The following is a 14,306-nucleotide window of genomic DNA, read 5'->3' on the forward strand; positions in this document are numbered from 1 at the left end:
TATAGCGTATTACTGCTGAAAAAAATCGACTTCTTCTGATTTTCGATTTAGTTTTTCTAAAATGAAGAACCTCAACAGAATCCACCTTTCCGGATTGCGGGCCGTTGAAGCCGCCGCTCGGCTCGGATCGATCAAGGGCGCGGCGGAAGAACTCGGTGTCACCGTCGGGGCCGTCAGCCAGCAGGTCCAGAAATCCGAAGCCCAACTGGGCATGCAGCTGTTCGAGCGCCGGAACCGGCTCTTGCTGCCGACGGCGCACATGCTTGCGATGCAGCCGCATCTGACGACGGCCATGACCTCGCTGTCCACGGCGATCGCAACCACCGAACGCGGCCGGGAAGACGCGCTGACCATCTCCGTCGCTCCGGTCTTTGCCGGCAAGTGGCTTGTCTGGCACCTGAAGAGTTTCAACAGGGCGCATCCGGGCATTCGCGTGCGCGTGGAGGCGACCGTCGACCTCGTCGACCCGGATACCAGCGACGTCGACCTGTGCATCCGGGTCGGGCGCGGCCCCTACCCCGGGCTCAATGCGAAAAAGCTCCTCAACCAGCGGGTCTTTCCGGTCTGCAGTCCGGCCCTGGCAGAGGAGATCCGCGAACCGGCGGATATCGGCAAGCTGCCGATCATCCGCGATCCCGGTCAGATGTTCAGCTGGAAAACCTGGCTCGATCTCTTTAGCCTGGAGGAGGGCATCCTGAAGGATGGCCCGACCTTCTCGGACGGCTCGCTCTGCCTTGATGCCGCCATCGCCGGCCAGGGTGTGTTTCTCGCCTGGGAAACCCTTGCCGTTTACGCGGTGAAGTCCGGCCAGGTCATCGCCCCGTTCCCGCAGCGCCCGGCAACGGGGCTCGGCTACTGGCTTATCAGCGGCAGGACGGCCCCGCGCACGAACGCAAAGAGCGCATTCGAAAGCTGGCTTCCAGAGGAACTCCAGGCCTCGATCGGACGGCCCAAAGGCGCGGACGAGGTGGAGGTGTAGCCTTGGGATGAGTAAGGTCGTCATTCCGGACAAGTGAGGCAGAGCCGAACGCTGATCCGGAATCCAGATGTCAGTAGGCGCACTGCGCCTTCAATTTGGGTTGATACGAAAAATCGGTGCGCTTTCAGCGCAAATGACGTCTGGATTCCGGATCGGCGCGCAGTTTCCACTGCGCTTGTCCGGAATGACGATCACGCAGAGCCTCTCTGCGGCAGGCCGAGGCGAGCCTGCCATTGCCTCTTGCCTTCGCCTCGTCTTCAGGTACATTGCGCCCATGACCGACCGCACGAAGCATCGCTGTTCCTCGGGCCACGCCGCAGTTTCGCTGCGCTTGCGTGCCTTTGCGGTGCGTGTGCCCGAACTGCAGGGTCCGGCCTGCGGACGATTTATGCGCTGAGGCGCCCGGTCTTTCATCCCTGAAAAGCGGCGTTTTTCCATTCACCTGGGGCTCACGCAATAATGCGGTCGAGGCCGTGGCATTCAGCGTCATTATTCGCTAAAAGACCCCGACTTTCATTTCTGCGCGCGGCGCGCGCACCGACAACCGAGCACGCATGTCAAATCTCGACGTTTTAGAAACCGATCTCCTGGCGGCCATCGACGGCGCGGAGACCGAAACCGCCCTTGAGGACATCCGGGTCACGACCCTTGGCAAGAAGGGCAAGATCTCCGAGCAGATGAAGACGCTCGGCAAGATGACGCCGGAAGAGCGCCAGGTCATGGGGCCGGCCCTCAACGGGCTGAAAGCCAGGATCACCGACGCGATCAGCGCCCGCAAGGACATCCTCGCGGAAGCGGCCCTGGAGGCGCGCCTTGCCAGCGAAACCGTCGATGTCACCCTGCCGCTGCGCCCGTCTCCGGCCGAAGCCGGCCGCATTCATCCGGTCAGCCAGGTGATCGACGAACTCACCGCCATCTTTGCCGATATGGGATTCTCGATTGCCGAAGGTCCGGACATCGAGACGGATGAACTGAACTTCACCGCCCTCAACTTTCCCGAGGGCCATCCCGCACGCGAAATGCATGACACGTTCTTCTTCAACGAAAAGGAAGACGGCGAACGCCTGCTGCTGCGCACGCACACCTCGCCCGTGCAGATCCGAACCATGCGCTCGCAGGAGCCGCCGATCCGCGTGATCATTCCGGGCCGCACCTATCGCTGCGACAGCGACCAGACCCACACGCCGATGTTCCACCAGGTGGAAGGCCTGGTGATCGACAAGGAGAGCCATTTCGGCCATCTGAAATGGGTCCTGCTGGAGTTCTGCAAGGCCTTCTTCGAAGTCGACGACATCAAGATGCGCTTCCGCCCGAGCTTCTTCCCGTTCACGGAACCGTCGATGGAAGTCGACATCCAGTGCGACCGCTCCGGCGGCGAGGTCAGGATCGGCCAGGGCGATGACTGGCTGGAGATCCTCGGCTGCGGCATGGTCCATCCGAACGTCATCCGCAACTGCGGCCTGGATCCGGATGTCTACCAGGGGTTCGCCTGGGGCATGGGGATCGACCGGATCGCCATGCTGAAATACGGCATGCCGGACCTGAGAGCCTTCTTCGACGCGGATGTCCGCTGGATCCAGCATTACGGCTTCCGTCCGCTTGATCTGCCGACCCTGTTCGGCGGCCTGTCCACCTAATCACCCGGATCCTGGGGCAAACGTCTATGTCATTGATCACCCGCTTAACCCTCGTCCTCATGCTGTTTCTCGGCGCTGTCCTGCCGGCCACCGCCCAGACGGCAGACAGAGACGAGCGCGTGCCGACACCAACGTCGTTCATGGAAGCGTGCGCCGAGAAGATCGAGTCCCGTGGCCGCCTGAGATTTTGCGACACCTATTTCCGCGACAAGCTCGGCACGGAGGCGGACGCCCTGCTTTACCTGCGGGACCGGATCACCACGCTGCGCGCCAATCACGAAGCGAGCTCGGCCGAAAAGTACCAGAGTTTCCTGCAGGCGATCTACATCGTGGCCTTTCTGACGATTGCCTCGATGGTCCTGATCGCCAGCGACCGGCGCATTGGCGGAACGGCCAAGTGGGCGGGCCTGACAAGCACGGCGGCCCTGCTGGTCATGGTCGTGATCGTCGCGATGGGATGGCTCGGGAAATACCGGGCGGAGTACGCGGCCCAGGTCGAACTCGGCATCCTGCGCGACCGCATCGAGGCGGAAGCCGCACAGGCGATTGCCACCAATCAGCAGATCACGCCGGACATGGTGCGCCGCTGGACAGGCGAATTCGGCGAGATCGGCCGCCGTTTCGCGGAAAGCTACGGCGACGCGACCGTGCTGCCCGAGGTCGGCCGGTTCGGCAACTGATCTTTCGAATTGACCGGATTTGCGGCCCATGACGCCGCGCAAGAGATAAAGAGTACCGAAGATGAAGTTCACCCTTTCCTGGCTCAAGGAGCACCTGGAAACCGATGCCAGCCTGGAAGAGATCGTCGAACGGCTGACGATGATCGGGCTGGAGGTCGAAGAGGTCACCAACCGCGCCGACCGGCTGAAACCCTTTCGGATCGCCAAGGTCCTGGAAGCCGAACAGCATCCGAATGCCGACAGGCTGCGTGTGCTCAAGGTGGATACCGGCGAAGGCGATCCGGTTCAGATCGTCTGCGGGGCGCCCAATGCGCGCGCCGGACTTGTCGGCGTGCTCGGCAAGCCGGGTGATTATATTCCCGGTCTGGACACCACCTTGTCCGTGGGCAAGATCCGCGACGTGGAAAGCTTCGGCATGATGTGCTCGGAGCGCGAGCTTGAACTGTCGGACGAACATGACGGCATCATCGACCTGCCCGCGGACGCGCCTGTCGGTGTGAACTATGCCGAGTGGGCGGGACTGGACGAACCGGTCATCGAAATCGGACTGACGCCGAACCGTCCGGACTGCACCGGCGTCTACGGCATTGCCCGCGACCTGGCCGCCGCCGGCCTCGGCAAGCTGAAAGAACGCTCGCATGAGCAGATCCGCGGCAGTTATCCGTGCCCGGTTTCGGTATCGCTCGACTTCGGCGACACGAAGCCGATGTGCAAGGCGTTCGGACTGCGCATGGTCAAGGGCATCAAGAACGGCCCGTCGCCGCAATGGCTGCAGGATCGCCTCACGGCGATCGGCCTCAGACCGATCAACATCCTTGTCGACATCACCAACTACATCACCTTTGACCAGGGCCGTCCGCTGCACGTGTTCGACGCCGACAAGGTGCACGGAAACCTGGTGGTCCGCCGTGGCAAGGAAGGCGAGAGCCTCGATGGTCTCAACGGCAAGTCCTACGAGATCGACGACACCGTCTGCGTGATCGCCGACGACAACGCCGTGGAAAGTCTTGGCGGCATCCTCGGCGGGGAACCGTCGGGCTGTACGGATGAAACGGTGAATGTCCTGATCGAATCCGCGCTTTGGGACGAGGACGACATTGCTGCCACCGGCCGCAAGCTCGGCGTCAACACCGATGCGCGCTACCGCTTCGAACGCGGGGTCGATCCGGACTACATGATGCCGGGGCTGGAATATGCCACCCGCATGGTGCTCGATCTGTGCGGCGGTGAGCCGTCGGAAACGACGCAGGCCGGCCGCGTTCCGGACAGCAGCAACATTATCGAGTTCCCGTATTCGGAAATCCGGCGTCTCTCCGGTGTCGAGGTTTCACTCGCCGAGGCAAACCTGACGCTGAAATCGCTCGGCTTCTGGATTTCCGGCGGCGGCGACACGGTCAAGGTCGCAGCGCCGAGCTGGCGTCCGGACATCGAGGGCAAGGCAGACCTGGTGGAAGAGATCGTGCGCATCATCGGTCTGGACCGGGTACCGCTGACCCCCCTGCCGCGTACCGGTACCGTCGGGCAGAAGGTCCTGACGACCGGGCAAATCCGGCGCAACCGGGCACGGCGTGCACTTGCCGCGCGCGGGTTCAACGAGGCCGTGACCTGGTCATTCATCTCAAGGCCCCAGGCCGAACTTTTCGGCGGCGGCAACGCTGCGCTCGAACTCGCCAATCCGATCTCTCCCGAAATGTCGGACATGCGCCCGAGCCTGCTTCCGGGCCTTTTGGCCGCGGCCCAGCGCAATGCCGACCGGGGTTTCGGCGACGTTGCCCTGTTCGAGATCGGCCAGGTTTTTCACGGCGACACGCCCGAGGGCCAGAAGATGGTTGCCGCCGGCGTGCGCCGGGGCACGGCGAAACTTCAGGGTCCCGCCCGGCACTGGTCCGGAAACTCCGCAGAGGTGGACGTCTTTGACGCAAAGGCCGACGCGGAAGCCGCGCTTGCCGCGATCGGCGCACCGGTCGACCGGCTGCAGGTCTATACCGATGCCCCGTCGACGTTTCACCCCGGACGTTCCGGCTGCCTGAAACTCGGGCCGAAAAACACACTTGCCGTCTTCGGCGAAGTTCACCCGCGCACGCTTGCCGAGCTTGATATCGAAGGCCCCCTGGTGGCATTCGAGATCGACCTCGACGCTCTGCCGCAACCGAAGAAAAAGGCGGGCGGCTCCAAGGGCGCGCTCAACGCCAGCCACCTGATGCCGGTCCGGCGCGACTTCGCATTCCTCGTCGGCCAGGATGTTGTTGCCGAGACGGTGCTGAAAGCGGCCAGAGGTGCGGAAAAGAACCTGATTGCCGACGTGACCCTGTTCGACATCTATGAAGGCCAGGGCGTCCCGGACGGACAGAAATCCGTCGCGATCGACGTGCTGCTGCAGCCGCGCCAGAAAACGCTGACGGACGAGGAAATCGACGTGGTGGCGAAGAAGATCATCGCCAATGTCGAAAAGGCGACCGGCGGCACGCTTCGGGGCTGACCTGCGCCGGAGAGAGTAACCTGAACGCGCGCAGTGGAATCTTCAAAATACGCTGCGCGCGACGCGCCGTGCGGCCCGATTACCGCGCAACGGGGCCTAGGTGATGGACTCATAAATGAGACTGAAATGGCATGGGAAATGGCGAGATCCTGTTAGGAAGGGTGTGCGGAGCGGGCTTCCTGCCCGGTCAAGCACGCTGACGCCACGGGGTGAAGCCATTTCCATGTCCTTCGGATTTGACCGGATTGCGCCTCCTCTGCGTCGCGAAAGGCTTGAAAATGAACCACATTTCCTGCGCTTCCGCTCCTTGAGGAGAAGCAATCCGCCTCAAACCATTTCCGCCTCATTTATGAGTCCATCACCTAACGGAAGTTCCGGCTCCGGAAGCACTGGTTGCCGACTGCGCATTTCTTGTTGTCTTTCGTCGGTGCGAATTTCGGGCGCAGCATCTTCGCATCAGGCGAGCAGTAGTTCGACGTCGCGACAAACTTGTCGAAGGTCGTCGGACCTGTGGTCATGACGACACTGCCTCTCTGTTTGACGAGAGCCTGTGCCTGGGCGCATGTGAGCTGACGCGTGTCGGGCCGCGCCTGCGCATGTGTCACGGACACGGATGCCATCAGGGTCACCGCCGTAAGGCCAATGGCGGCCACTGCGGCGCAAAAGGGTCTGGCGAAGATCATCAGGCACACTCCCCACTCGGCGGGCCGGCGGACGTTTCCGTCCGGCGGCCGTCTGTCTCGTTCACACGCGTCAATCCCGCACCGCCATCGGCACATCCCGGGGCGGCACGAGATACTGTTTCATTCTAGAAGTCGTTGAACCTCAGGATATTCGGATCAATACAGACACGCACCAGGCATTGCCGCACGTCCTTGGTCGGCACCCACTGCTTGTTTGTGACCTCTCCGTGCTGGCAGAAGTTCCGGGTATAGACGTACCGGTCAAACGTATACTGACCGGTGCGCAGGACCGCAGCGCCATTCTGCTTGATCAGCGATTGCACCTGTCCACAGGTGAGAGAGCGCGTGTCGGGCCTGCCTGACTGTGCGGTCGCTCCCTGAACCGAAACTGTGGTGAGTGCCGTAGCCCCGACCGCCAATACCATGCATTTACGCAGGGTTTTCGAGACGTCTTCGGAAAATGTCTTCATTCGAACCATCCAGATCTGGCTGCCCCGTCTCAAACATGGCACCGGAAACGGGTGTGTCAAGCAAGAGACGGATGTACATCTGATCACTCATTTTCAACTGTGCCGGGCGGCCTCGTAAAAGCTACGTATGCTTTAGGGTCAGGACCCTGGCAGCAGAATCGGATAGCGTCGGCGACCTGCAAGAAGGACCATCCAATGACGCAACGATCTGGAGCCAGCAAGCCCGCCATATTCGGCGATCCGTATCAGGCCCGCGAGGAAGACCGCATTGCCCACCTGAAGGACGTGATCGCGTCCGTGCCGCATGTCATGGAGATCCTTGCTGCGATCCGCGATCTCGACCTGCCCGATGCCTGGCTGGTTTCCGGCGGCCTTTACCAGACGGTCTGGAATGTCCTGACCGGGCGGGCGCTGCTTTACGGTATCAAGGATTTCGACGTCATCTATTTCGACGGGCAGGACCTTTCCTACGAGGCCGAAGACGACGTCATCAGGCGCATGAACGACGCCCTGCCCGAGTTCGCCGACCTGCTCGAAGTGCGCAACCAGGCGCGCGTCCACCTGTGGTACGAGCAGCGCTTCGGACGGCCATACCGGCCGCTCGATTGCTCCATGGATGCGCTGACAACCTATGCGGCCCGCACACACGCGGTTGCCGCGCGCCTGGGGGCCGACGGCACGCTCGACATTCACGCGCCGTTCGGCCTGGCGAACCTCTTTGCCATGCGGCTGGTGCCGAACTTTACTCAGCAGAATGAAGAGACTTACGTGGAGAAGGCCAAGCGGATGAAGGATCTCTGGCCGGAGCTGGAGATGGTGCCGTGGCGGCAAACCGGGTGATCACCGATTGACAACGGCAACAGTCTGTAGAGAGGTGTGACAAACGCTTTGGAGGGGACCGATCAAATGCGGACATTCGGATTGGCAGTGGCGACCTGTGCCCTGGTGACGCTCATGGATGCGAAACCGGCACATGCCCTATCGGGCAATGATCTGTTCTCGGCCTGCCAGTACGGCCGGCCGGTCAGCAAGGATGTCTGCTACGGATATGTCGTCGGCGCTCTGGCGCAGATTTCAGCCGGCAGACAGCAGGCGCAACGGGACGGCACCGACTACCCGTGGAACATCTGCATCAGCAACGAATATTCCTACAAGCAATATGTCGAGCTGTTCGTGGCGTATCTCGGCGAAAACAAGGCGCAGAGACACATCGATGCCTCCTGGCTTTTCCTGAGCGCAATGGAAGATGCCATTCCCTGCAACTGAGCTTCCGGTTTCAGATGACCGGAGAGCGGCGCACCGGCTCCGATCTATGGAACTCACTCCCTCGCGTGTGCCGCGCTCGCAGACCACCTGCCGCGTGTGCTAAGCTCTCCCCGTGACCGCCTGAAAACGCTGCGCAGGGGATTGCCATGGCCACATTTCGCTACATTGTCGACGATGTCGATCAAGCGGTGTGCTTCTACCGGGATCAGCTCGGATTTGCGCTCGAGCAGCAATACGGACCCGCGATGGCGATCCTGAGCAAGGACGACCTGCAGCTGTGGGTCGCAGGGCCGCCGGCCTCGGCGTCCAGGCCGATGCCGGACGGCTCGAAACCCGCCCCGGGCGGATGGAGCAGGATTGTGGTGGTCGTCGCGGATATTGCCGGAACGGTCGAAGACCTTCGCGGGGCTGGGGTCCGCTTCAAGAACGATATCGTCGAAGGCCCGGGCGGCCGGCAGATCCTGTGCGAAGACCCGTCCGGCAATGTCGTGGAACTGTTCCAGCCGGGCTGAGCCCCAGGCTGATTTGACCGCTGCACCGTGTCAGGCGTCCTGGTCCCGTTCGGCGAGCGACTGCCTGCCCTTTGGGGTCAATCCGTAAATGCCGCGCTCGACGCGCTCGAACCAGCCATAGTGATCATCCGCCATCATCCGGGTCGCCCGGGCAACGCCGGTCGCCTTCGCAACCTCTGCGCCGCGGCTGGGACCGTTGGCGTTCAGATGGTCCGCGCAGCGCATGGCATCCTGGCGATAGGCGGTCACCAGGATGACGCGTGTCGAGCCGCCCGTGTTGGGATCGCCGACGCGTCTCGCGAACTCCCTAAGCAGGCGGTCCCGGCGCTGTTTCGACTTGCGTGGTGCATACGGCGCCGGATCGATATGCACCTCGACCAGCCCGTCGGAGAGCCGCACCGTGATCAGACCGAGGCCCAATCGCCTGGCGAGCTTGAGATTGTTCTTCAGGGCGGATTGGAAGCGCCGCCCGGGGCCGCGCGCAACGGCTACATAGACGGCGTCCGTCACCGACTGGCGCGCAATGGCCTGGTGAAACAGGCCGAGCGTGAACCCGGTCTTCAGCTCGACGATGACAGGGTCCTCGTCCCCCCGGCAGGCAACGATGTCCGCTGCGCCGACTTCGGCTTTCACCTCATATCCCTGTTCGGTGAGAAACGCTTTGACAGGCTGATAGAGTTCGGTTTCCAGAATGCGGCCCATCGCAAGACCTTAAGCGCGTGCGCTCCCGCGGACAACATGAGGGACGGCGTCATCCAAAGCAGGTTTTGCGGCCGGTCTCAAACGGCCTGGCGGGCAACGACGAGTTCGCCATCGTCCACACTCTCGCCGCCCGCCGCCTGTACCGTGGCCAGAAGACGACCGCGCACCAGCCCCCTTACCGAGTTGCCGACAAACACCGTCTCGGCAGTTGTCAGATCTTCTTCCGTCAGATCGGCCTCCCGCGCCAGTCCGCGCTCCAGCAATCCGGCGCGGAATGTGCCCGGCAACAGACCGTGACGAAGCGCCGGTGTCAGCAACACGCCATCCTTCTTCAGGAACAGGGTCATGTAGCTCCCTTCGGTCAGGAAACCGTCTTCGTTGAGGAACAGCACTTCCTGGCAACCGGTCTCGGCCTGGTAGCGCGCGCGGGTCTCGTCGTAGAAGGCGCGGTTCGTGGTCTTGTGATAGAGGAACCTGTCGGATGCGCGCGTTCTTTCCGTTGCCACAACGAGATTGAACACCGTGGTTTCATCCACGGGCGTCAGGTCCGTCGAGGTGATCGAAACCTCGCCGTCCGCATTCATGAGCAGTCGCACACGCCTCGGCCCGGTGAAATCTGCGGCCTCGCCCAGCAACTTGGCGCGCACGGCCTCCGGATCGGACCGGAAACCGAGATAGTCCGCCGACTTCTGCAGCCGCTGCAAATGCCGCTCGAACAGCAGAAAGCCCTCCGACGGGTCATAGGCCATCGTTTCAATCAGGTCGAAATCCGGGATGTCCTCGGTCATGAACTTGAGCTTGAGAATGCACTCGTCATATTCCGGTGCAGCACCGGAATCGAACACCACCCCGGACCCGGTCCCGGCCTGCCCCGTGCCATCATCCCTAAGCACGAGCGTCCGGATCGCGACGTTCAGGCGGAAGTCACCGCCGGGTTCGAGACAGCCGATGGACCCGGTATAGACACCACGCGGACCGCTCTCCAGATCATGCGCGATCTGCATCGCGCTGAGTTTGGGCGCACCGGTGATCGAGCCGCAGGGGAACAGGTTCCGGATGATCGCCGGGAACCCGACATTTGCGGGAAGCGTCGCCTCGATTGTCGAGGTCATCTGGTGAAGGCTCTTGTAGCGCTCCACGTCGCACAGCTTCGTCACCCTGACGGATCCGGTCTTCGCAATGCGCGACAGGTCGTTGCGCATCAGATCGACGATCATGGTGTTTTCGGACCGCTGCTTGGGATCGCCGGCAAGGTCCCTGGCAATCCTTGCATCTTCCGAGGCGAACCGTCCCCGCGGCGCGGTCCCTTTCATCGGCCGGGTTCTGAGGGTTTCGCCCTGCCGTTCCAGGAACAGTTCCGGTGAGAGCGAAAGAACAGATCTGTCATTCATCCGGATGAAGGCGGCGAACTCGACCGGCTGACGCTGCATCAGGTCCAGAAACAGCGCTTCAGGTGCGCCGGCATGGGACAGCTGCGCCCGCATGGTCAGGTTGACCTGATAGATATCGCCCCTTGCAAGGTGGTCGCGCACGCGCCCGAATGCATCCGCATAGGCGCTCCGGTCCATGTCGAAGCGCGGCGCCTCGACCGATGCGCCCTCTCCTTGCGACGCCCTGGCGAGCAGCTCTCTTGCCGTCCCGATCTCAAGTTCCCGGACGCGATCGTAAATGCCGAACCACAGCAGCGGCTCGCCGGACGGCTCAATACGTGCCTGAAGCTTTGTCTCGAACGCATAGCCCAGCTCGTAGGCGAGAAATCCGGCGGCAAACCGGCCCTCGTCCTGCGCGGCCTCCAGTCTTTCAAGACAAGCCGGGACGTCTTCCAATACGGTGCACGTGACGATGTCTACGGGGTTTTCGAACAGCCTTGCAGAACGCTGCTTCAACAGGTCGAGCAACAGGACCGATCCGGGCAGCAGCTTGCCTTCGGTTGCCTCATGCCGATTTCCGATGCAGGCAGACGTCTCGACCATTTTTTGCCCTGTGCCAGACCGCTCAGTTGTCTTTCGAAGTGCGGCTCATGACATCCGCGCGGCATCAAGTCAAACATTCTGTGCGCAGGATAAAAAAATGGCCGGCTGAAGTGTAGCCGGCCAATTTTATGCGTTACGTCATTTTTGGTTGATTAAGCGGCAGCCACATCCTGCAGGAATGCATCGATCGCGTGGCGCATCTCGGATGTCTCCGCGTCCAGAACTTCCGTCGCGTCGGCCATGGAGGACGCGGATCGGCTGGTGCGTTCCACCGATTCGCGCACGCCGCCAATGTTTTCCGCAACCCGGCCGGTGCCGTCGGCTGCCTCGGCAACATTGCGCGAAATTTCCTGGGTGGCCGCGCCCTGCTCGTCAACTGCGGCGGCGATGGCGGCGGTGTAGCTGTTGACCTCGTCCATGGTTTCCGCGATTGCGCCAATCGATTCAACGGCGCCTTTCGTTTCCGCCTGGATGGCCGAGATCTGGGCACCGATTTCCTCGGTCGCCTTGGAGGTCTGCGTTGCGAGCTCCTTGACCTCGGCGGCGACGACCGCAAAACCCTTGCCGGCTTCGCCTGCCCGGGCGGCCTCGATCGTCGCGTTCAGGGCGAGCAGGTTGGTCTGCTCGGCGATCGCCTGGATCAGGGTGACAACTTCGCCGATGCGGTTGGCGGCTTCCGACAGTCCCGCGACCTTGCGGTTGCTTGTCTGCGCGTTTTCCGTCGCCTTCATCACGATTTCGGTTGTCTGCTCAACCTGGCGGGAGATTTCGGCAATCGACGACGACAGCTCTTCCGCAGCCGAAGCCACCATCTGCACGTTCGACGACGCGGTTTCAGAGGCATCCGACACCGAAGTCGCACGGCCGGTTGTATCCTGTGCTACGGTGCCAAGCTCTTCAGCCGACCCGCGCATCTCCGCGACCTTGACCCCGACACCATCGAGCTTGGAGGCGATCTCCTGCTGGAAGACAGCGATACGCTCGCTGACCGTGTGCTGTTTTTCAAGCTCCGCATCCGTGTGGCGGGAATTCTCCTCCTGAAGAAGCAGCGCCTCTGCCTGGGCCTTCTCCGCCTCCTCACGCGCCTGGTCGGACGCGGTGAACGCGGTCGCCAGCGAGTTGGTCATCCACCACAACGCACCAACCTCCGCGACCACGATGAGTGCGTGAAACACCACCCGCGCGAAATCCGCGCCGTTCGGAAACACGGCCCAGGGCATGATGAAATTCAGCGCCAGGTGATGCACGGCAACGACAGCCGCGTAGGCGACCAGCGCGCGCCAGTCGACCCAGCTGGCCAGGATGGCGAGAACCGCGAAGAAATACATGTGGCCGTCGAGCTGGAACGAGTTCTGTCCCTCCGGTGTCGACAGCGAAGCGACGAACAGTGCGACGAGGGCAGCCAGCGACATGGCCGTCGCCAGACGGGTTTCAACGCCTGCGCCGAATTTCAGCCAGCAGGCCGTTGCGGCCGCGCCGAGCAGAAAGGCACCGCCGGCAACCATGCCGAAGGACACATTGCCGACCAGCCACGCCGTGACCGCGACGAGACCGACATTGAACCACGTGAAATAGATCACGATCTTGGAAAACCGCTCCCGAAAGCAATCCAGGCCCGAGACCCCCACCGCCATATCGCTCATGAATTCTTCTCCAGTGAAAGGCCCGACAGGCGCGCGCAAGCGATTGCGACCGCGCTCGAGGCAACAAATCCGGCTCCCGCTTCGTATAGCCGGCTAACTAATTTGGTGTCGGAGGACTCCGTCAGCGCGATCCAGGATCCGTCCCGCACGAAGATCACCGGTGCTTCCGCGGCGGCGACGATCTCGATTGCGGACTTTCCCCAGGGTTTGGCAAAAACCGCGACGGGACCGACGCCACTTGGCATAAGGGATCCCGTCAGCACGACCGCGCTGCACATCAGAAAATAGACAGCCGCAAAACCCTTTGCGAAGCGGCTCATCGCGAGACCCCCATGTACACCTTCTCCGGTGTTGAAGATCTCGCTGTTTTTTTAATAAAAACTGAATTATCGCTGCGAAACGAAAGAGATATCGGATTTTTTCGCGTGATTGACGAGAACGGCCCGCCGCAGGCGGCGGACCTCCCTGTCAAATTTCCGGATGCCCGGCAACACGCGCGCCCTCGCGACGGCGAGACCGCCGCGAGCCCTGTCTTCAGGTGTTACATTCAGGCCGTTTGACCGATCCCAGTCGGGCAGGACACCCCGGTTCCGCCGATGCCGCAATAGCCCGCCGGGTTCTTTGCCAGATACTGCTGGTGGTAGTCTTCGGCAAAATAGAACGTGTCCAGTTCGCGGATTTCGGTGGTGATGGACGCGGACACGCCGCCGTTCGAAAGCGCGGCCTGATAGGCGTCCCGGGTCTTGAGTGCGAGTGCCAGGTCGTCTGCGGAATTCACGTAGACCGCCGACCTGTACTGGGTGCCGGTGTCATTGCCCTGGCGCATGCCCTGCGTCGGATCGTGATTTTCCCAGAAGACCTTCAACAGGTCTTCCAGTCCGATGGCGTCGGGGTCATAGACCACAAGGACAGCCTCGGTGTGGCCGGTCCGCCCCGAGCAGGTTTCGTGATAGGTCGGGTTCGCCGTGTAACCGCCCGCGTAGCCCACGGCGGTGACATGCACGCCCGGCAGCTGCCAGAACAGCCGCTCCGCGCCCCAGAAACATCCCATGCCGACAAGCACGGTTTTCATGCCGTCGGGATATGGGCCCGTCATCGCGTTGCCGTTCACGAAATGCGCCTCGCCGGGCACGATGGCCGTGTCACGCCCGGGCAGTGCCTCTTCCCTGCCCGGCAGCGAGAACTTCTTGGTGAGCATGGTCATGAAGGACATTGGCAAACTCCTGGAAAGGCCGACCCTCCCCCGTCACAAGGAAAAGCGGGAACGGCGTAACAAGCATTG

15 protein-coding genes are annotated in these 14,306 nt (G+C 62.1%); 8 read left to right on the forward strand and 7 right to left on the reverse strand.

The window, feature by feature from the left end:
• Positions 1-61 precede the first annotated feature (61 nt).
• From ACO08A_RS05875 to pheT, 4 genes are all read left to right on the forward strand, one after another.
• Positions 62-979 carry a LysR substrate-binding domain-containing protein gene (locus ACO08A_RS05875; RefSeq protein WP_422040247.1) on the forward strand — a complete coding sequence of 306 codons (918 nt, stop codon included), beginning with the start codon at positions 62-64 and terminating at the stop codon, positions 977-979.
• A 554-nt stretch (positions 980-1,533) separates the two neighbouring features.
• Entirely contained in the window at positions 1,534-2,616 is a 1,083-nt protein-coding gene (pheS, locus tag ACO08A_RS05880) for a phenylalanine--tRNA ligase subunit alpha (protein ID WP_422040248.1), read from the forward strand.
• A 26-nt stretch (positions 2,617-2,642) separates the two neighbouring features.
• On the forward strand, positions 2,643-3,296 hold the full coding sequence (locus ACO08A_RS05885) for a phenylalanyl-tRNA synthetase subunit alpha (RefSeq protein ID WP_422040249.1): 654 nt from the start codon (positions 2,643-2,645) through the stop codon (positions 3,294-3,296).
• A 61-nt stretch (positions 3,297-3,357) separates the two neighbouring features.
• On the forward strand, positions 3,358-5,775 hold the full coding sequence (pheT, locus tag ACO08A_RS05890) for a phenylalanine--tRNA ligase subunit beta (protein WP_422040250.1): 2,418 nt from the start codon (positions 3,358-3,360) through the stop codon (positions 5,773-5,775).
• Between the two features lie 362 nt (positions 5,776-6,137).
• Here pheT and ACO08A_RS05895 read toward each other — a convergent pair whose 3' ends face one another.
• The gene (locus ACO08A_RS05895) at positions 6,138-6,458 is read right to left on the reverse strand and encodes a hypothetical protein (RefSeq protein WP_422040251.1); all 321 of its coding nucleotides are present in this window, start codon (positions 6,456-6,458) and stop codon (positions 6,138-6,140) included.
• Positions 6,459-6,583: 125 nt separating this feature from the next.
• Positions 6,584-6,928, reverse strand: coding sequence for a hypothetical protein (locus tag ACO08A_RS05900; RefSeq protein ID WP_422040252.1), 345 nt, complete (start codon positions 6,926-6,928; stop codon positions 6,584-6,586).
• A 195-nt stretch (positions 6,929-7,123) separates the two neighbouring features.
• Here ACO08A_RS05900 and ACO08A_RS05905 point away from each other — a divergent pair, with 195 nt between their 5' ends.
• The 3 genes from ACO08A_RS05905 (at position 7,124) to ACO08A_RS05915 (ending at position 8,706) form a co-directional block, all read left to right on the forward strand.
• Positions 7,124-7,768 carry a nucleotidyltransferase family protein gene (locus ACO08A_RS05905; RefSeq protein WP_422040253.1) on the forward strand — a complete coding sequence of 215 codons (645 nt, stop codon included), beginning with the start codon at positions 7,124-7,126 and terminating at the stop codon, positions 7,766-7,768.
• Between the two features lie 66 nt (positions 7,769-7,834).
• On the forward strand, positions 7,835-8,194 hold the full coding sequence (locus ACO08A_RS05910) for a Rap1a/Tai family immunity protein (RefSeq protein ID WP_422040254.1): 360 nt from the start codon (positions 7,835-7,837) through the stop codon (positions 8,192-8,194).
• Positions 8,195-8,340: 146 nt separating this feature from the next.
• Positions 8,341-8,706: a VOC family protein gene (locus ACO08A_RS05915; RefSeq protein WP_422040255.1), complete on the forward strand. Its 366-nt coding sequence runs from the start codon at positions 8,341-8,343 to the stop codon at positions 8,704-8,706.
• Positions 8,707-8,736: 30 nt separating this feature from the next.
• Here ACO08A_RS05915 and ACO08A_RS05920 read toward each other — a convergent pair whose 3' ends face one another.
• From ACO08A_RS05920 to ACO08A_RS05935, 4 genes are all read right to left on the reverse strand, one after another.
• Complete coding sequence (locus tag ACO08A_RS05920; RefSeq protein ID WP_422040256.1) at positions 8,737-9,408, reverse strand: DUF2161 domain-containing phosphodiesterase; 672 nt, start codon at positions 9,406-9,408, stop codon at positions 8,737-8,739.
• A 77-nt stretch (positions 9,409-9,485) separates the two neighbouring features.
• Positions 9,486-11,381: an aminodeoxychorismate synthase component I gene (gene pabB, locus ACO08A_RS05925; protein ID WP_422040257.1), complete on the reverse strand. Its 1,896-nt coding sequence runs from the start codon at positions 11,379-11,381 to the stop codon at positions 9,486-9,488.
• Positions 11,382-11,533: 152 nt separating this feature from the next.
• Complete coding sequence (locus ACO08A_RS05930; protein WP_422040258.1) at positions 11,534-13,024, reverse strand: methyl-accepting chemotaxis protein; 1,491 nt, start codon at positions 13,022-13,024, stop codon at positions 11,534-11,536.
• Positions 13,021-13,344, reverse strand: coding sequence for a hypothetical protein (locus ACO08A_RS05935; RefSeq protein WP_422040259.1), 324 nt, complete (start codon positions 13,342-13,344; stop codon positions 13,021-13,023). Before ACO08A_RS05935 ends, ACO08A_RS05930 begins: the two co-directional genes overlap by 4 nt.
• Before the next feature lie 12 nt (positions 13,345-13,356).
• Here ACO08A_RS05935 and ACO08A_RS05940 point away from each other — a divergent pair, with 12 nt between their 5' ends.
• Positions 13,357-13,584 carry a hypothetical protein gene (locus tag ACO08A_RS05940; protein ID WP_422040260.1) on the forward strand — a complete coding sequence of 76 codons (228 nt, stop codon included), beginning with the start codon at positions 13,357-13,359 and terminating at the stop codon, positions 13,582-13,584.
• Here ACO08A_RS05940 and msrA read toward each other — a convergent pair.
• A complete protein-coding gene (gene msrA / locus ACO08A_RS05945; protein WP_422040261.1) occupies positions 13,572-14,237 on the reverse strand; it encodes a peptide-methionine (S)-S-oxide reductase MsrA in 666 nt (221 codons plus the stop codon). The genes ACO08A_RS05940 and msrA overlap by 13 nt on opposite strands.
• Between the last annotated feature and the right edge of the window lie 69 nt (positions 14,238-14,306).

The organism is Roseibium sp. (assembly GCF_965232425.1).
GTDB lineage: Bacteria > Pseudomonadota > Alphaproteobacteria > Rhizobiales > Stappiaceae > Roseibium.